This window comes from Marivirga sericea (assembly GCF_900177665.1).
GTDB lineage: Bacteria > Bacteroidota > Bacteroidia > Cytophagales > Cyclobacteriaceae > Marivirga > Marivirga sericea.
In genome coordinates this window covers 125,211-144,228 of record NZ_FXAW01000004.1, presented here as the reverse complement: position 1 = coordinate 144,228, position 19,018 = coordinate 125,211, and the positions used below count along the sequence as shown (strand labels likewise).

The 19,018-nt window shown below is 36.2% G+C and carries 12 protein-coding genes; 6 read left to right on the top strand and 6 right to left on the bottom strand.

The annotated features are described in order from the left end of the window. On the bottom strand, nucleotides 1-1,239 hold the full coding sequence (locus B9Y84_RS10490) for a M16 family metallopeptidase (protein WP_085517056.1): 1,239 nt from the start codon (nucleotides 1,237-1,239) through the stop codon (nucleotides 1-3). A 120-nt stretch (nucleotides 1,240-1,359) separates the two neighbouring features. On the opposite strand from B9Y84_RS10490, the gene B9Y84_RS10485 reads away from it, so the two are divergent. Further along, nucleotides 1,360-2,493 carry a glycosyltransferase family 4 protein gene (locus tag B9Y84_RS10485; RefSeq protein ID WP_085517055.1) on the top strand — a complete coding sequence of 378 codons (1,134 nt, stop codon included), beginning with the start codon at nucleotides 1,360-1,362 and terminating at the stop codon, nucleotides 2,491-2,493. A 163-nt stretch (nucleotides 2,494-2,656) separates the two neighbouring features. Here the strand turns inward: B9Y84_RS10485 and B9Y84_RS10480 are convergent, their stop codons facing one another. The 3 genes from B9Y84_RS10480 to B9Y84_RS10470 are packed head-to-tail and all read right to left on the bottom strand — an operon-like array spanning nucleotide 2,657 to nucleotide 7,302. Continuing rightward, on the bottom strand, nucleotides 2,657-3,652 hold the full coding sequence (locus tag B9Y84_RS10480; RefSeq protein ID WP_085517054.1) for a polysaccharide deacetylase family protein: 996 nt from the start codon (nucleotides 3,650-3,652) through the stop codon (nucleotides 2,657-2,659). 2 nt (nucleotides 3,653-3,654) lie between these two features. Continuing rightward, nucleotides 3,655-4,860, bottom strand: a complete 1,206-nt coding sequence (locus B9Y84_RS10475; protein ID WP_085517053.1) for a glycosyltransferase — start codon at nucleotides 4,858-4,860, stop codon at nucleotides 3,655-3,657. 18 nt (nucleotides 4,861-4,878) lie between these two features. Further along, entirely contained in the window at nucleotides 4,879-7,302 is a 2,424-nt protein-coding gene (locus B9Y84_RS10470; protein WP_085517052.1) for a glycoside hydrolase family 31 protein, read from the bottom strand. Between the two features lie 329 nt (nucleotides 7,303-7,631). Here B9Y84_RS10470 and B9Y84_RS10465 point away from each other — a divergent pair, with 329 nt between their 5' ends. Next, nucleotides 7,632-9,455, top strand: a complete 1,824-nt coding sequence (locus B9Y84_RS10465) for a glycosyltransferase (RefSeq protein WP_085517051.1) — start codon at nucleotides 7,632-7,634, stop codon at nucleotides 9,453-9,455. 18 nt (nucleotides 9,456-9,473) lie between these two features. Further along, nucleotides 9,474-10,979, top strand: coding sequence for a DUF4301 family protein (locus B9Y84_RS10460; protein WP_085517050.1), 1,506 nt, complete (start codon nucleotides 9,474-9,476; stop codon nucleotides 10,977-10,979). 41 nt (nucleotides 10,980-11,020) lie between these two features. Here the strand turns inward: B9Y84_RS10460 and B9Y84_RS10455 are convergent, their stop codons facing one another. Together B9Y84_RS10455 and pgi are read right to left on the bottom strand one after the other, a co-directional pair. Then, a complete protein-coding gene (locus tag B9Y84_RS10455) occupies nucleotides 11,021-12,259 on the bottom strand; it encodes a BaiN/RdsA family NAD(P)/FAD-dependent oxidoreductase (protein ID WP_085517049.1) in 1,239 nt (412 codons plus the stop codon). 6 nt (nucleotides 12,260-12,265) lie between these two features. After that, nucleotides 12,266-13,918: a glucose-6-phosphate isomerase gene (pgi, locus tag B9Y84_RS10450; protein WP_085517048.1), complete on the bottom strand. Its 1,653-nt coding sequence runs from the start codon at nucleotides 13,916-13,918 to the stop codon at nucleotides 12,266-12,268. A gap of 646 nt (nucleotides 13,919-14,564) precedes the next feature. Between pgi and B9Y84_RS10445 the strand changes: the two genes are divergently transcribed. From B9Y84_RS10445 to hisB, 3 genes are all read left to right on the top strand, one after another. Next, entirely contained in the window at nucleotides 14,565-15,266 is a 702-nt protein-coding gene (locus B9Y84_RS10445) for a 3'-5' exonuclease (RefSeq protein ID WP_085517047.1), read from the top strand. 58 nt (nucleotides 15,267-15,324) lie between these two features. Beyond that, nucleotides 15,325-17,508, top strand: coding sequence for a ribonuclease R (gene rnr, locus B9Y84_RS10440; RefSeq protein ID WP_085517046.1), 2,184 nt, complete (start codon nucleotides 15,325-15,327; stop codon nucleotides 17,506-17,508). A gap of 118 nt (nucleotides 17,509-17,626) precedes the next feature. Continuing rightward, nucleotides 17,627-18,724 (top strand): bifunctional histidinol-phosphatase/imidazoleglycerol-phosphate dehydratase HisB, encoded by a 1,098-nt coding sequence (gene hisB, locus B9Y84_RS10435; protein ID WP_085517045.1) that lies wholly within the window; start codon nucleotides 17,627-17,629, stop codon nucleotides 18,722-18,724. Nucleotides 18,725-19,018 lie beyond the last annotated feature (294 nt).

Here is a 19,018-nt window from a genome sequence, read left to right as displayed (position 1 = left end):
TTATCTTCTTTTTGCTTTGTAAGTTAAGATACTCAATCGATCATCATTAAAAATCTCATTGGCCGTATCTTGTAAATCTTTAGCACTGATCTGTTTTATTTGAGCAAATAAATCGTCTAATGATTCGATTTTATCCTTATCCAACAAGCTTCTGCCTAGCATTAACATATAACTCATATTGTTTTCTTCGGCCATTGCTAATTGGCCCATCAACTGTTGTTTTGCAACATGCAATTGTAAACTTCCCAAAGACTTATCTTGCAACTTCTTGAGTTCCTTCTTTACCAACATTATGCTTTTCGGAAGCTGTCCAGGATCTGTTCCGAAAAATATACTAAAAAGGGCAGTATCGGTAAATGGGTGATAACCCGCATCAATAGCGTACACAAATCCGTATTTTTCTCGCAAAGCCATGTTTAACCGACTGTTCATACCTGGCCCTCCTAAAATGTTAACCAACATGAAAAAGGCTAGCCGTTTAGGATGATGAATTGGGTAGGCGGTAGTTCCAATAGCACATTGGGATTGAGAAATTTCTTTATTGAAATTTAATGTTTTAGGCTGATAAATCTCAAAAAGAACTCTTTCTCTTTTTCTTTTATGATGAGTAATGGGCTCTAAATATTTTTTAACATAACGCTCTAGTTTTTTGTCAGAAATATCTCCAACTATAGAAAAAACGGTACGTTCAGTATCCAAATTTTCTTCTAAAAAATCTAAAAAATGATTTCGAGTAAAGCTTTTGAGACTTTCTTCAGTTCCTAAGATATTGTTTCCAAGTGGGTGGTCTGAGAAAATCACCTCATCAAATTGATCTTGAATATCGTCCTCAGGTGAATCTTTATACATCGCCATTTCCTCAAGAATGACCTGTCGTTCTTTTTCAATTTGTCTTTCTGGAAAAATGGATTGGAATGTGATATCTACCAATAAATCCATTGCTTTATCTAGGTATTGCTCTAAAACAGAAGCGTGGAAGAAGATTTTTTCTTTGGTAGTATAAGCATTCAATTCACCACCTACTGAGTCTAATCTATTGAGAATGTGGAAAGCTTTACGTTTTTTGGTGCCTTTGAAAGCCATATGTTCCCAAAAATGGGCAATGCCTACTTGATGTGGTTTTTCATCACGACTTCCAATGTCCAAAGCGAATCCGCAATGCACGATTTTGGAGTTACTTACTGGCTGATGGATTACTCTGATCCCGTTTTCTAATGTCTTTACTTTAAATTGATTCATTCATTCCCCGCTTGAGTGCAAAACTACAAATTATCTTTCTTTTTAAAGAAGTAATGGGTACCACAAAAGAAATTTATTTAGTTTTGGGTAGATACTTATTCACTGATTTAATTTTTTAATATGCATATAGCTTTTGAAGCCAAACGTGCTTTCAATAATTTTACAGGATTAGGCAACTATAGCCGATTTGTGATTTCGGCTTTAAAAGAGCATTACCCTGCTGACCAGTATTCACTTTTTACACCAAAAACATCAAAACGTGAAGAAGCAGCTCTTTTCTATAAAGAAAATAAGGATGTGACAATTTTGCCCTCAGGTCTTTGGAAAGTAGGTTCGATGAAAAGTGGATGGCGATCTCGGAAAATAGGTAAGCTAGCAGTTAAGCAAAAGGCAGATGTTTTCCATGGGTTGAGTAATGAATTGCCAAGTGGATTGAATAGCAAAACAAAGAAAATTGTTACTATACATGATTTAATCTTTTTACGCTACCCTGATTTTTATCCATTTTTAGACAGAAAGATATATAAAAGGAAATTTAAATCAGCTTGTAAAAGAGCAGATCAGATTATTGCTATAAGTGAGCAGACAAAGGAAGATATCGTTGAATTTTTGGGCATTGATTCATCCAAAATTAATGTTATATATCAGGGAGTACACCCTATCTATAAACAAGATTTGAAAACGAGAAGACTACTATACTTATTAGATCAGTATAGTTTGCATCAACCTTATTTTTTGTATGTAGGCTCAATTGAAGATAGGAAAAATGCCAAGGATTTGGTTCAGGCTTTTAAATTGGTTCTGGATCAAGTTAAACATGATCTATTGCTTCTGATTGTGGGTAAGAAGACGGATTATCAAAGAGAAGTAGAAAAGGAAATTAAGAGGCTAAAGCTTGATCAAAGCGTTAGAATTTACAACAATATTCCCTTTACAGAATTGCCGTATTTGTATAAAGGAGCAGTCGCTTCTGTCTACCCATCAAGTTTTGAAGGCTTTGGTATTCCTGTTTTGGAGTCCCTTGCTGTTGGTACTTCTGTAGTTACGGGCAAGCAATCTGCAATGAAAGAAGCAGGAGGGAAACAAGCTTTATATGCTGATCCAAAAAATCATGAAGAGTTAGCTTCTCAAATGGTGAGATTAGCAGATGATAATGAGTTTAATGAGCAGATGCTAATTGGTTTGGAAGAACATTTGGCAAAGTTTTCATCTGAAAAGATTGCAGGTGATATAATGAAACTGTATCAGAAATAGGTAGCTTCATTTTTTCCCCACAAAAAGGGGGCATGGAACTAAGTTAATAGAAGAGATCATAAATAGGGTGTTTCCAAAAAAAGCGATTCAATATTCTTACCATCTGCCGAAGCAGAATTACTTATTTACAATTTACAACCTAAAACTTAGTACTAATTTCTAGTTACTTATACCTCAAACTAATATCTGTCAACCAATTCATGCTGCTAATAAAATGGTCATAGCCTTCTTCTTTGCTAGTTTGATTGATTTGCAAAAGGTGTTCGGGTTGGCATAAAAGCATTAATAGCTTGAAGTCTTCAGCCGATAATTTGTCATGAAATTGCTTAACCAAATCAGCTCCTTGCTTCAATAATGCCTTTTGTAGTGGATTATTGGTGTAATCAGGAATTTTATGTTCCCATGAAGGAGAGCTTAAAGGTAAACTCACAGCATAGACAGAGTGCTCAACTGAACTGTCCATCATGAATAATTCTTGAATTTGTTTCTCATTGGAAACTGATTTATCTATGAAGTCTGAGTTATAAGCACTTCCATAACCATTAACCAGGCTAATTTGGAAATTATCTGGACCATCGCCATTTGATAATAAAATATTGAAGGGCTGAGCAGTATTCGATTTATATACTTGCCCTGAATGTTTCCCCGCTAAATGCCAAGGATTTGCGGTGGCAATGATTCCTTGGTAACCCAATGACTTTACTATTTCGGCCACCTGATCATCATACAAACAAGCAGTATTGATGAAAATACCTGGTTTCTTTTTAAAATATTCCTTCAATCCATTCAAATACAATTCCACCTCTTTTTTAAATAAAAGTGGAGAACATAGATAGCTGAAAGAATGATAAGCGCAGGAGCCGACCAGTTGTATTTTTCCGGAATCTACTTGTTTTTTGATCTCCAACATCAAATTCAGATCCTGCTTTTTGAGAAACTTCAAAAAAGGCAAGCTGAAAAATACCAAAGGAGATTTTTCTTGATCTGCCATTTTTAAAACGGTTTTCAGCTTTGAGTGAATCAGGTCAGCGAAATCATCAACAAAGTCTTGCTGACTTTTATCCTCATCTACAGCTGAAAGATCTTTTCCAATGTCTAAAAATGACAAGCTTTTCACCTCGATGGGATGATTAAAATGTATGATTTGGTAATTATCCATTTTTATACTTGCTTTAAGGCTGATAAAATTTCCGATGAAACATCTTTCCAGTTTCTTTTCTTAACCGATACTGCGTCTTCTTTTGCGACCTTGATCGCTTGCTTTTTGTCTGCCAATATCTCTCGTACAGCGGTCGCATAAGCGTCTACATTTTTTGTAGCAACTGTTTTTGCATTCTTTAAAACATCAGCCACACCGCAATTTTTGGACAGAACTAAGGGAACTTCTAAACCTACGGCCTCCAAAGCTGATAAGCCAAAGGGTTCTGATAATGAAGGCATTACCATAACTTGGGAAGCTTTCATGACTGCAAAAATATCCTCCTGTGGCAAGTGACCGGTAAAATGTATCTTATCCATCAGCCCTTTTTCAGTAGCGGAAGCAATCATTTCTTCCATTAATTCACCCTGCCCGCAAACTACAAACCGAAGCTTATCCTCTTTTTTCACTAGAGTTTCTGCAATTTCAATAAAAGTCATAGCACCTTTTTGCTGACTTAATCTTCCGCAAAAAAGGACAATATCTTCTTTGAAAGGAGCTTTGTAATCAGATGGATTTAATTCCGCTAGTCCGTGATGGATTACTTTAATTTTGGAAGCTGAAATACCATATTCTTTGACCATAATATTTTTATGGTATTCACTAACAGCTATCACTAAATCAGCTTTTTGCATACCGTCTTTTTCTAAGTCAAATAACCAAGAATTGCTCTTTTTTCCGCTTCGATCATAGTCCAAAGCATGGATGTGTAAAACGAAAGGTTTTTTCCTCAACTCTTTTAATTTCTTTGCTGCAGGGATGGCGGTCCAATCATGGGCATAGATAATATCAAAATCTAAATTTCTGCTTTTGGAGATGATTTTTTGACTGAAGTCTTCTAATGCTTCCTGCACAGATACTTCAATGGTATCATTATGACGCTCTTCAATTTCTATACTTCCTGCATAAAAATACGGGTTGAGTCCGCTTTTAACAGATAGGTGAACCAAATCGGCATTTAATTGCTGTTTATTGGTGAGCTTTTGCCAATTAATTGTTTCAATTCTGCTTTGCTCAGTTTCCTGTTCTGCTAATTCATTTGCGCTGTCGACCGAGAATAATTTCAAATGCACGTTTTCAGCTAAATGTTGGGCAATATGATAGCATGCGATTCCCAATCCGCTGTTCTGTGGGCTTGGTTTTCCTGGTCCGATCATCAATACTTCCATGAGCAATTTTTTATAAGGTTACTGTTTTACGATTTCAATGGCAGTAAATTCTTTACCGACAATAAAAGTTGACGTTTGATCTATATTAATGGTATTGCCGTCTACTATTACTTTGTATGGATCTTCAAAACCATGCAAACACACTTCGAATCCTGTATAACCGGCATCATATTCTGTATCTATTGTATGAAGAATAACTATTCCATTATCAACGGGCTTTTGAGTAAAAGTGTGCAATGTACTGATGCCCAATTCAAAATCTTTTGAAAGCCCATCATCTTCATATAATTCACTTTCCGTTTCACCCAATGCTTTATAAACATGCAGTTTGATGTTTTCGGGAACAAATTCATCCACATACTGCATTTTATCCTGCATAGTGAGAATTGCTCCTGCTTTAATAAACATCGGTATTTGCTCTAAAGGCGTCTCAACATTAATTTCTCTTTTTCCAGACAATAACTCATCTGTCCAGAAATTATACCATTCACCCTCAGGTAAGTACATCATTCTTTGATTCACTTTAGGGGCGGAAACTGGACAAATTAATATGTGTTGTCCAAGTAAAAACTCTTCTTCCCTATCTAAAGTCTCTTTATCATGCTGATAAGCCAAAGATATAGCACGCAACATAGGTTTTGCATATTCTGAATATTGCCAGTAGGTAGTATACAGATAAGGCATAATTTCGTACCTCATTTCGATAAATTTTCTGACAATATTCAAATATTTTTCTTCGAATTGCCAAGGTTCTTTATCGCCATGATCACCGGATGAATGCGTTCTAAAAAATGGATGAAAAGTTGCCATTTGAATCCAGCGTGTATATAATTCACCATCAGGAGCGCCAATGAAACCACCAACGTCAGAGCCTGCAAAGGAAACACCCGATGCACTGAGTCTCTGGCATTGAATGTTGGCAATTTTTAAATGCTCCCATGATGCTAGATTATCGCCTGTCCAAACAGAACTGAATCTTTGAATTCCTGCATATGCGGACCGAGTAATGGTAAAGCTTCTGTTATTGCCCGAAAATTGTTCTAAGCCTTCATAGGTGGCCCTGGCCATTTGCATTCCGTAAACATTATGTCCTTTTCGATGACTACATGGGTGACCGTCATAATCATGTCTTACATCACGTGGAAATGTACCTTCTTCAAATACAGCCGGTTCGTTCATGTCATTCCATACTCCAGCCACACCATCTTGAATAAGACCTCCGAATAATCCTGACCACCATTTCCTTGCAGCAGGATTTGTAAAGTCTGGGAAATGACACGGTCCAGGCCAAACGCTGCCCTTAAATCTAGCGCCATCCATTCTTTGGCAGAAATAATTATGATGAACCCCTTGCTGAAAGACCGTGTAAAGTGGATCGATCTTAATACCTGGATCTACGATAACTATGGTTTTGAAGCCATCTTCCTTCAAATCAGCGATCATTTGTTTAGGGTTTGGAAACCTTTCATTATTCCATGTAAAGATTCTGTAGCCATCCATGTAATCAATATCTAAATGAATAACATCACATGGAATTTTCTTGTCTCGGAAATTTTTAGCTAATTCTCGAACTGTTTTTTCAGGATAATAGCTCCATTTACTTTGATGATAGCCTAAGGCCCATTTTGGTGGGAGCGGGGATCTTCCCGTGAGTTCTGTATAATCTTGCACCACATTTTCAAGCTTAGGTCCATAAATGAAGTAATAGCGCATTTCACCACCTTGCGCCCAGAAACTCAGCGCCTCTTTTCTTTCCTGTCCAAAATCAAAGAAAGTTCTAAAAGAGTTGTCTAAGAAAATACCATAGCCTTCTCCATCGTTTAAACCCATGAAAAACGGTATGTTTTTGTAAACAGGATCTGTTTCGTTGCCATATCCGTAGCAATCAGTACCCCACAATTCTCTGCGAGTTCCGTTTAAGTTTAAGCTTCCAGTTTTATCGCCAAGACCATAATATTTATTGGTTTTTGAAGATTTTAAGGTAGAAATGACCACGTGCCCTCCAAATCTTCTTTCGTCTTTCCAATGATATCCTTTTTCATCTTCGATGAGAATTTTACCATTATTATCAAGGATTTTAATAGTCGCATCTGACTTTTTAATGGCGCACTGCAGTAAATCAGTTTTGATTATCAATGCTTCTTCGGTTGTTTCGAAATGATAATGCGTATTTCCAGATTCGAATTCTGGATCAATGGCATAAGAAAAATCATCCTCGAAATACCCGTCATTAGCATAGCGGAATTTTAGAATTTTCTCACTTATGATGCTTAATTCCAAAGTAGAATGTTGAGCATAAATCTTTACTCTACCTTTCTTTTGTTTCCAGCTAATAATTCCACCCGGGTAGAATTCTTCCTCCTTCTGCTCCTGAAATTTCTCTATATAGTTTCCCTCGAAATCCTTTTCAGACTCTTGGGTTTTATCTTTATTTTCTTCCATTTTAACCTATTAATATTTAGCGATTTATCGCCACATTATTTACAAAATTAACTACTTATTGTAGTTAATACACTAAGTATTTCTTTATTTTTTTTAAATTAAAGTTTTATAAGTCTACGCTCAAATTTTTTAAAGAAAATCCGGTAAATTTTAACGTATTCTGACATTATTTGGGAATATTCTCATAAATTAAAAAGAGTGTATTGAACAATTGCTCAAAAGGATTGATTGCTCAAGATGAAATCAGCTTTAAAAAGATGATATTTAGTGTGATTTAATATTGATAGTCTTATATAAAAGCTATCGCAACTATTGTGAAAGGAACTATTATGAAGGAAAGTCAAACGATTGATAATGAAAAACATATTTTAACTGAGGTTGCCTGGGAAGTTTGCAATCAAGTAGGAGGTATTTATACGGTGATTCGCTCCAAAGTACCTACTATGGTGAAAAATTGGGGTAAAAATTATTTTCTAATGGGACCCTACGCTCCTAAAGAAGCAGCCACAGATTTTGAAGAAGCAGAATTCGGTCATAATGTAATAGATGAAACCTTGCGGATATGTAGGGAAAAAGGGTTGAATATAAAGAGTGGCTATTGGTTAGTTTCAGGAAGGCCCCAAACCTTATTATTTGACCATAAATCTTCATTTCATCATTTGGGTGATATTAAATATTATTATTGGCAGAATCATGGTATAGACTTCAAAAATCATGATCCGCTGATGGATGAGGTTTTGGCTTTCGGATATATGGTGCATATTTTTCTATCAGAAATGACTCGTGTGGCCATCGATAAAAAAATTAAGCCTTTATCGCATTTTCATGAATGGATGGCAGGTTCTGCAATTCCTAATTTACGAAGAGATCAAGTTCCTTTGCAAACTGTATTTACGACTCATGCCACACTACTAGGTAGATATTTAGCTATGAATGATCCGCAATTTTATGATCATCTGCCATTTATGGATTGGCATAAAGAGGCTGTTCATTTTAATGTAGAAGCAAATGTGAAGTTAGAAAGGGCTTGTGTACATGGGGCACATGTTTTTACTACGGTAAGTGAGGTGACTGGGAAGGAATGTTTTCACTTGCTTGGAAGAAGTCCTGATAAAATATTACCCAATGGTTTGAATATCGAGAGGTTTTCTGTATTGCATGAGGTTCAAAATTTGCATCATAAATATAAGCTTTTACTTGAACAGTTTATAATGGGGCACTTTTTCAAAAGTTATTCATTTGATTTGAACAAAACCCTATATTTTTTTACATCAGGAAGGTTTGAGTATTCCAATAAGGGCTACGATTTAACATTGGAAGCATTAGCGCGCTTAAATCATAGGTTGAAACAAGCCAAATCTCCTTTGACGGTGGTCATGTTTTTTATTACACGCCAGCCGGTCCAATCTATCAATCCTGATGTTTTAAATGCAAGAGCGATGTTGGATAAAATCAATACCAATTCAAATGCTATAGTGGAACAGATTAAGAATAGATTATATCGTCAGGCCGCATCTAGTATAGGAGATCATAAACTACCGAATTTAAATGACATGGTAGATGACTACTGGAAACTACGACATAGAAGAGCTATACAGGCTTGGAAGTCAGGTGGTTTGCCTCCTGTTGTAACGCATAATTTAGTAGATGATGACAATGATGCAATTCTGAATTTCTTAAGAACAGCAAACCTTGTCAACCAGGAATCCGATAAAGTTAAAGTAGTCTATCATCCTGATTTCATTTCTTCTACCAATCCTTTATTTGGGATGGAGTATGATGATTTTGTAAGGGCTTGTCATTTAGGAGTTTTTCCAAGTTACTATGAGCCCTGGGGTTACACACCTTTGGAGTCTTTGGCAAGAGGAGTGGCGTCAGTGACTTCTGATTTATCAGGATTCGGTGATTATATGAAAAATGTGAGTATTGGAGATAGAAAACACGGAATGTTTATAGTAAAAAGAACCAATAAAAATTTTGATGAAGCTGCTGAAGAACTGACTAATGTGATGTGGGATTTTACTCAAATCACAAGTAGAGAAAGAATTGACATGCGAAATATGTCAGAGGATTTATCAGAAGTTTTTGATTGGAAGAATTTATATGAAGCCTATGAAAAAAGTTATAAAATGGCTTTAGAAACTTATTTTTAAACCTAACAACCCGATAAAATGGATAATAGATTAAAAGATGATATTCAGAAGGCAGGAAAATCAGTGGAGTTGGTAGAGCAGCAATTATTAAGATTTAAAAAAGGATTTCCTTATTTGCCAATTGATAGACCAGCAACGGTAGGGGATGGTTTGATTCAATTATCTGAAAAAAGTAAGGATGAATTTATAGCTTTTTATGAAAAGCAATCTCACGATTACAGTATGACTAAATTTGTACCAGCCAGTGGTGCCGCTAGTCGTATGTTCAAAAATTTGTATTCCTTTCTTGAAGAAGATGAATCCAAGGCTGAACAAGATGATTTTCTAAAATCTTTCTTTGAGAACATTCACAAATTTGCTTTTTCTGATGCTTTGGATAAAAAAATGCAGGAGAAGGGAAATGGATTAGATGAAGCTTTAAAGAATAAAGAGTTTCATGCAATAGTAAAAGCTCTGTTACTGGAGGAAGGATTAAACTATGGTAATTTACCAAAAGGATTATTGGATTTTCATGATTATAAATCGGGAATCAAAACTCCTGTTGGAGAGCACTTTACTGAAGGGGAAAATTACGCGCGAGGTGCTCAAGGAAAAGTACGATTACATTTTACAGTCTCACCAGAGCACCAAAAGCTGTTTCAAGAACATGCTGAATCTGTCAGAAAAGGCTTTAATCAGTTTGAAATCACATTTTCCCAACAAAAGCCAGAAACTGATACTATAGCAGTAAATCCTGATAATACTCCTTTTTACAATGTCGATGGCAGTATTTTATTTCGCCCAGCTGGTCATGGTGCTTTATTAGAAAATCTGAATGATTTAGATAATGATATAGTTTTTATTAAGAATATTGATAATGTGGTGCCAGACCATTTAAAATTGAACACAATACATTATAAAAAAGCCTTAGCAGGATTATTAATGAGTGTTCAAAGTAAATTATTCGGATATCAGAATCAGTTGGAAAGAAATATCAATGAGCTAGAATTACTGGAGATCGAGAATTTTGCAAGAAAAGACTTGTTTGTGGTATTTAAGGACGACTATGCCCAATTAGAATTTTCAGAGAAAGTGGGCTACCTGCAGTATCTATTGCACCGACCTATCCGAGTATGTGGAATGGTCAAGAATACTGGAGAGCCAGGCGGAGGGCCCTTCTGGGTAAAAGAAGAGGATGGTTCATTAAACCTGCAAATAGCAGAAACTTCTCAAATAGACCCTGATGATAAAAATGCACAAAAAGCATTGCAAAGTGCTACGCACTTTAATCCAGTTGATTTAGTTTGTGGTATTAAAGATTTACATGGAAGAAAATTTGATCTGATCAAATACAGAAACCCAGAAACAGGATTCATAACCAGCAAATCCAAAGATGGCAAGGAATTAAAAGCTTTGGAACTTCCAGGCTTGTGGAATGGCGCTATGTCAGATTGGATCACACTTTTTGTAGAAGTGCCATTGTCAACATTTAACCCTGTAAAGACAGTTAATGATTTACTAAGGGCAGAGCATCAAGCAGGGTGATTTTTGAAAATAGCTCTTAAGAATAATAGAAAGCCTTTTGATTAATTTTGAAGGGCTTTTTCATTTTCTAAAATCCCCTCCGAGGCTAACCACGCTGTTGTCCAAGCAGCTTGAAAATTGAATCCGCCTGTAACTCCATCAATATCTAGGATTTCTCCCGCAAAATATAAGCCAGGGTACCTTCTGCTTTCCATAGTTTGCATATTGATATCTCCTAATTTTACTCCGCCAGCGGTAACAAATTCTTCTTTGAAGGTAGTTTTACCAGATGCTTCATAAAGGTCCGCAACCAAGTGGTTAATAAGCTTATTAAATTTCTTTCCTGAAAAATTATTCCAGCGTAATTCTTCATCGATTTCGGATTTTGTCAACAGATAATCCCAAAGTCTTTTCGGTAATTGAAATGGATTACTATTGAATAGCATCTTTTTAGGATTCTGAGATTGAAATTCAATAAGTTTCTGTCGGGCATCTTCTTCACTGTCAATTTTCAACCAATTGACCACTACCGAATATTCATAATTCTTTTCATGTAGCATCCTGGCTCCCCAAGCAGAAAGTTTCAAAACTGCAGGACCACTTAATCCCCAATGTGTGATTAATAAAGGACCTTGATAAGATAGTTTAGTGCCCGCAATTTTTACTTCAACTTCAGAAACTGAAACTCCTGATAAAGCTGTTATACTAGAAGCTGGTAAATTGAATGTAAATAGAGAGGGGACAGGCTCAGTAATACTGTGTCCCAAATCGATTAACCATTGGAAGGCTCCTAATTTATTGTGTCCTCCTGTAGCAACTAAAACTTTATCGCATTCAATATTCTCTGAACCCTTTATATTCAATGAAAATCCTTTTTCAGTTTTACTGATGGATTCTACAGCCACTTTTGTTCTAATTACTACTTTGTGCTTCTTGCATTCATTCAATAAGCAATTGATGATGGTTTGCGAATCATCTGTTACGGGGAAAATTCGGCCATCTGCCTCCGATTTGAGGTTTACGCCTCTGCTTTCAAACCACTGAACTATTTCTTTAGAGCCAAATTCTTCAAACGCTTTTTTGAGTTTTTTGTGGCCTCGTGGGTAGTGTTTGATGAGTTCTTTAGGTTCTTGGCAAACATTGGTCACATTGCACCTTCCACCACCAGATATCTTAACTTTGGAAAGTAGTTTAGACGATTTTTCTAAAACCACCACCTCAGCATCAGGATTTTTAGTCGCTATGCTGATAGCTCCGAAAATGCCTGCTGCGCCAGCTCCTATGATGATGATTTTTCTCAACCTTTATTACCCCTTTCTCATCCTTTTAAACTCATTAATCAAACCATTAGTAGAAGCATCATGTCCAATAACAGGATTGTCATGCTCTAATTCAGGCAGGATTAAACCAGCTAATTGCTTTCCTAGCTCTACTCCCCATTGATCAAAACTAAAGATATTCCAGATGATACCTTGCACGAATATTTTATGTTCGTAAAGCGCAATCAAACTTCCCAAACTCTTAGGGGTGATTTGCTTCATCAATATGGAATTAGTAGGATTATCACCAGTAAAGACTTTAAAAGGCAGTAGTTTCTCGATTTCATCAGAACTTAAACCTTTTTGCTCTAATTCCTGTCTAGCTTCTTTCTCCGTTTTTCCATTCATTAAAGCCTCTGTTTGGGCAAAAAAGTTAGCCAATAGTTTTTGATGATGATCGCCAATCGGATTGTGAGAAATAGCAGGAGCGATAAAATCACATGGAATCATTTTAGTCCCTTGATGAATTAATTGATAAAAAGCATGTTGTCCATTGGTACCAGGTTCTCCCCAAACAATTGGCCCTGTCTGGTAATTAACTGAATTCCCATTTCTATCTACCGACTTCCCATTGCTCTCCATATTTCCTTGTTGAAAGTAAGCAGCAAACCGATGTAAATATTGGTCATATGGTAAAATAGCTTCAGTTTCGGCTCCGTAAAAATTATTATACCATACGCCAATCAAAGCTAAAATTACTGGCGCATTTTCAGATATAGGGGCTTCTTTTAAGTGAATATCCATTTCATGAGCGCCTCTTAGTAATTCTTCAAAGTTATCATACCCAATATTTAATGCAATGGATAAACCAATGGCAGACCAAAGCGAATACCTTCCACCAACCCAATCCCAAAATTCAAACATATTGGCTGGGTCAATCCCAAATTTTTCTACACCCGATTTGTTAGTGCTTAGGGCTACGAAATGTTTTTTAATGGTCTCTTCTGAACCTCCATTTTCCAAAAACCATCTTCTAGCAGTATGGGCATTGGTCATCGTTTCTTGCGTAGTGAATGTTTTGGAAGCAATTAAAAACAATGTTGTTTCAGGATCTATTTTTTGCAAGACCTCTGCTATATGGGTGGCATCAACATTGGACACAAAATAGCTGTCGATTCCCTTAACCTTATACGGTTTTAAAGCTTCGGTCACCATAACTGGTCCTAAGTCAGATCCACCTATACCGATATTGACAATACTTTTGATTTTTTTGTTTGAATATCCTTTCCAGTCACCTGAATGAATTTTTAGGCTGAATGACTCCATTTGTTTTTTCACCTTTTTTACCAACGGCATAACATCCTGACCAGAATCAATGACAGGATTGTCAGAAAAATCTCTTAAAGCAGTATGCAATACCGCTCTTCCTTCAGTTTGATTGATTTTATCACCCTTAAACATAGATTCAATGGCTTCAGGAATTTCCATTTCCACTGCCAAATCCAAAAGTAGACTGAGTGTTTCCTCTGTAATTTTATTCTTTGAAAAATCTATATAAAGTGATTCAGTATTTAAAGTGAATTTATCAAATCTCCCTTTGTCATCTTCAAAAAGTGTTTTGAGATGAATATCCTTAGTATTCTTATAGTGCTCCTGTAGTTTTTTCCAACTTTTGGTTTCAATAGGTGAAATATAGGTCATTGTTATTTAAAGTCTTTGCTTAAAAATAGATGCAAAGTTAAAGCCTATCCTGTAAAAAGATAGTCTTAGTAAGAATTTTGTTGAAATTAGAGACTAGATTTTAGATTCAAGAATCAAGACGGGACACAGTATCTAGTAGCAAGTATTAAGTTACTAGATTTCATAGCTCGAGCTTTAACTACTCATATTTCCCTCATTGGGGAATTCAATGCTACTAAGTTAAGCTGTGCAGTCTCATCTTTTACTATAATCCTAAAAAATAACCTTGGTTATTTTCCTTTGTGTTCTATTGTATCTATTTTGTTAAAAAAAGAATGTGGAAATCTGCACCAACATTAGCAAAGTCCCAACACAGTAGATACAAAAGAAAAAAAAAGTTTTTTCGCTTTAGCGAAAAACTCGATAAGGAAATTTCATTGACTTTATAGCATTGCCGTATTAAGGAGCTTCACCCATCATCCTGCACAACACTCCCAACTTCCTACATCACATCGCTGTAACGAGTTTCCCAGCTCGTTCCTCGTTCCATTTTCCCCACTACATTCTTGAAACATCAAGTCTGAGCTTCAAACTTCCAGCTTCCATACTTCCTTCTGTAAAATATTTTCCATAATTTAAACCGAACTTCAACCAGTAATCAACCAAAATGGCCATACTTTTTATTGATATAGAAACCGTTCCGCAAGCTGAAAACTACAATGACTTGTCCGAAAAAGACCAATTGCTTTGGCAACATAAAGCATCATTTCTAGCCAAAAATGGAGAAACAGCAGAAGAAATTTATTCAAGGGCTGGCATTTATGCTGAATTTGGTAGAATTGTGGTCGTTTCTTTAGGTTGGATGTTTGGTGCTGAGAAAAATAGGCAGTTGAGAGTAACTACTTTAGCGGATGAGGATGAAACAAAATTGCTTAGTAGGCTTATTCCAATCTTGCAAAAAATGGAAGATACAAATTCCATCATTTGCGGACATAACATAAAAGAGTTTGATATTCCGTATATTTGCAGACGGATATTGGTCAATGGTTTAAAACTTCCTTCAATATTGGACGTTTCAACTATGAAACCATGGCAAACTCCTTATTTGGACACATTAGAAATGTGGAAATTCGGAGACCGAAAACATTATACCAAATTAGATTTATTGGCTCATATATTTGATTTACCCACCAGTAAAGACGATATTGATGGAAGTCAAGTATATGAAGTCTATTATAAAGAGGGTGATTTAAAAAGAATTGCCGAATATTGTGAGAAAGATGTAGTGCTCACTTGCCAATTGTACCTAAAAATGAAGGGCCAACCCATCTTGCAAGATGAGCAAATAATTAAAGTTAAGGATGAATGATATTGATTTCTTTATATTCTCTTAATCAGATCCTTTTCAAAACATTTTAAATTTAAACATGAGTAAAAAAAGAAATAAAAAAGGCCCAAAAAAGGCCAAAAGAATAATTAAAAGCATACCAGAACTTAAACAAGAAGTTCTTCAAATTCTAGATTATAATCTTCATAAATCTTTTACGGTTAGAAATATTGCGAAAGCTGTTGGGAGTAATACAGCTGAGGCTAAGCGATTGATCGATAAAGTTTTAGTGGAACTACTGAAAGAAGGTAGAATTGAAAAAGGCTCTCGAGCTACCTACGTCTCCACTAGGGAACCTGAGTTTATCATAGGAAAAGTCGATCATGTAAATCCAAGAATGGCTTTTATCATTTCTGATGACAGAGAGACTGATATCATCGTGAAATCCGATAATCTTAAAGGAGCATTTCATAAGGATACCGTCAAAGTGGTAGTCACTAAAAAGAATAGAGATGGAAGAGAGGAAGGAAAAGTAATTGAAATAGTGGAAAGGGCAAAAACCCAATTTGTGGGGCGAATAGATAAGTCTGTTCGTTATGCATTTATGATTCCTGACAGCCGATACATCCATACCGATTTCTTCATCAATAACGATAAATTGGGAGGAGCCCAGCATCAAGATAAAGTAATTGCCGAAATCAAAAGCTGGGGAGATATAAACAGAAAGCCTGAAGCCAAAGTGATTAAGGTATTAGGGAAAGCAGGGGAGAACGAGGCGGAAATCCATTCAATCATGGCGGAATTTGAGTTGCCAATGGAATTTCCTGAGGCTGTGGTAAGAGAGTCTGAAAAGATAAGTGACCAATTGCCAGACAAGGAAATTTCGAAGCGAAGGGATATGCGCAGTACCACCACTTTCACCATCGACCCTGAAGATGCGAAAGATTTTGATGATGCCATTTCCTTTAAGAAATTAGATAATGGTCATTTCGAAATCGGAATTCATATTGCTGATGTGACCTATTATGTTCAGCCAGGCACACTTCTGGAAGAGGAAGCTTATTTTAGAGCCACTTCTGTGTATTTGGTGGATAGAACGATCCCTATGTTGCCTGAAAGGCTATCTAACGGACTTTGTTCATTAAGACCCAATGAAGATAAATTTACTTTTTCAGCTGTTTTTGAATTGGATGAAAACGGAACAATTCATAATGAATGGTTTGGCAGAACTATTACACATTCGGATCGAAGGTTTACTTATGAGGATGCTCAAGCCGTATTGGAGACAGGAATTGGGGATCATGCAGAAGAATTAACCACACTCAATGCGATAGCAAAAAAATTGAAAGATACTCGTTTCAAACATGGAGCTATTGCTTTTGAATCGGTGGAAGTAAAATTCAAGCTGGACGAAAAAGGAAAGCCTTTAGGCGTCATTCCAAAAGTTAGAAAGGATGCCCATAAACTAGTGGAGGAGTATATGCTACTGGCTAATAGAAAAGTGGCTGAATTTATTGCTACCAAAAAGAAAGGTGATCAAAAACTAACTTTTGTATATCGACAGCACGATTATCCTGATCCAGAAAAGCTCAGTACGTTCTCTATTTTTGCCAAAAGATTTGGTCACGAATTAGAAATTGAAGAGAAGGCAGTAGCCAAGTCTTTGAACTCCTTGATGAACGAAATACAAGGTAAACCCGAGCAAAATGTCTTGGAAAGTTTGGCAATACGTTCAATGGCTAAAGCTAAATATACCACAAAGAGTTCATTTCATTTTGGCTTAGCTTTTCAATATTATACCCATTTTACTTCTCCTATTAGAAGGTATCCTGATGTGATGGTCCATAGATTATTACAACATTATTTAGACCAAGGAAAATCTGTTAATGCAGAAGAGTTCGAAAGTAAATGTTTGCATTCATCTGAAATGGAGAAAAGAGCTTCGGATGCAGAAAGGGCTTCAATCAAGTACAAACAAGTTGAATTTATGGCCTCTGTTGAAGATAAGGCATTTGATGGCTTGGTAACTGGTGTTACGGAATGGGGGATCTTTGTAGAAATCATAGAAACTAAATGCGAAGGTATGGTTCGATTAGTAGATATGACTGATGATTATTATGAATTTGATGAAAAGAACTACAGAATTATTGGGCAAAACAACAAACGAATGATTACGCTTGGAGACCCCTGTACAGTTCGCGTTAAAGCAACAGATATCGATAAGAGGACTATCGATTTGGAGTTTTGTGAGAAGGAAAAGATCCATGATGATATTCTAAAATAGAATTTAAGCAGGTGTAATTCGTATTTTAAGAGAAGAAATATTTGAGGTACTCAGATATTTCTTTTTTTGTTTTAAATCAAATTCAATTCACTAGTTTTGCATTTTTAATTACTATCAAATGAAAAAGAAAGTATTATTTATAGATAGAGATGGCACTATAATCCAGGAGCCACCCATTGATTTTCAGGTAGATTCTTTAGAAAAATTAGAGTTTCTTCCTTATGCGGTAAGTGCTTTGCAATTTATAGCTCAAAATTCGGATTATGAGCTAGTAATGGTAACGAATCAAGACGGTTTGGGAACAGAATCCTATCCGGAAGATACTTTCTGGCCGGCACATAATAAGATGCTGAAGCAATTGGAGATAGAAGGGGTCATATTTGCAGAGCAGCATATCGACAGAACTTTTGAAAAGGAAGGCAAGGATACTCGCAAACCAGGCACTGGTCTTCTGCAGAAATATTTCTCTGATGCTTATGATCTATCCAACAGTTATGTCATAGGTGATCGAAAAACTGATGTGCAGTTGGCAGATAATTTAGGAGCAAAGTCGATTTTTATTGGTGATGAATTAGCGGAAGCTACTTTAACCTCCAAAGATTGGAGAGAAATAGCTCGATATTTAGTAATGCCAGCAAGAACGGCTGCTATCTCCCGTAAAACGAACGAGACGAATATTAATATCAATTTAGATCTAGATGGTAGTGGGAAAGCTGAAAATTCAACAGGATTGAAATTCTTTGATCACATGCTGGATCAATTGGGAAAACATGGTGGCTTAGATTTATCCATTCAAGTGGATGGCGATTTAGAAGTGGATGAGCACCATACTATAGAAGATACTGCTTTGGCTTTGGGCGAAGCATTTAAGCAAGCGTTGGGTAATAAGAAGGGAATATATCGCTATGGATTTCTTTTGCCTATGGATGATGCATTGGCACAAGTAGCCATTGACTTCGGTGGCCGACCTTGGATAAATTGGAAAGCTGAGTTTAATAGAGAGATGGTAGGGGATATGCCCACAGAAATGTTTTTCCATTTCTTTAAATCATTCTCGGATGCAGCACAATGCAATTTGGATATTCAGGTGACTGGTGATAATGAACACCATAAGATTGAAGCAATTTTCAAGGGATGGGCTCGAGCTATTAAAATGGCGGTAAGTCGTGATGAGAGTCGCTTGAATGATTTGCCTTCAACTAAAGGGGCTTTGTAATTATAGGAAGAATCCAGTAAATAGTTGTTAAGTCACTAATCGTTGGATATCTACAATCTTGATTCGAGCCGTCATCCCTGCGCAGGGATGACGGCACGGAATTTATTGTGGTGCAATAATTAGCTCAATCTCATCAATATTAAGACAGATAGCTTTCATTCATGATTAAAACAGAATGGGAACGTTCATGATCTTGAAACTAAAGACGACTTGTTCGGAAGAAGTTAACTGTTCAGTGGAATTTATTTCACCACCTATTGATTTAGGCAATATCCACGTTTGGTGACATAATGA

What these genes read in the sequence shown, in the direction of transcription:
- B9Y84_RS10485 (WP_085517055.1), top strand. Translation starts at nt 1,360, where the DNA reads ATGCATATAGCTTTTGAAGCCAAACGTGCTTTCAATAATTTTACAGGA.
- B9Y84_RS10465 (WP_085517051.1), top strand. Translation starts at nt 7,632, where the DNA reads ATGAAGGAAAGTCAAACGATTGATAATGAAAAACATATTTTAACTGAG.
- B9Y84_RS10445 (WP_085517047.1), top strand. Translation starts at nt 14,565, where the DNA reads ATGGCCATACTTTTTATTGATATAGAAACCGTTCCGCAAGCTGAAAAC.
- rnr (WP_085517046.1), top strand. Translation starts at nt 15,325, where the DNA reads ATGAGTAAAAAAAGAAATAAAAAAGGCCCAAAAAAGGCCAAAAGAATA.
- B9Y84_RS10470 (WP_085517052.1), bottom strand. Translation starts at nt 7,302, where the DNA reads ATGGAAGAAAATAAAGATAAAACCCAAGAGTCTGAAAAGGATTTCGAG.
- hisB (WP_085517045.1), top strand. Translation starts at nt 17,627, where the DNA reads ATGAAAAAGAAAGTATTATTTATAGATAGAGATGGCACTATAATCCAG.
- B9Y84_RS10480 (WP_085517054.1), bottom strand. Translation starts at nt 3,652, where the DNA reads ATGGATAATTACCAAATCATACATTTTAATCATCCCATCGAGGTGAAA.
- B9Y84_RS10475 (WP_085517053.1), bottom strand. Translation starts at nt 4,860, where the DNA reads ATGGAAGTATTGATGATCGGACCAGGAAAACCAAGCCCACAGAACAGC.
- B9Y84_RS10490 (WP_085517056.1), bottom strand. Translation starts at nt 1,239, where the DNA reads ATGAATCAATTTAAAGTAAAGACATTAGAAAACGGGATCAGAGTAATC.
- pgi (WP_085517048.1), bottom strand. Translation starts at nt 13,918, where the DNA reads ATGACCTATATTTCACCTATTGAAACCAAAAGTTGGAAAAAACTACAG.
- B9Y84_RS10460 (WP_085517050.1), top strand. Translation starts at nt 9,474, where the DNA reads ATGGATAATAGATTAAAAGATGATATTCAGAAGGCAGGAAAATCAGTG.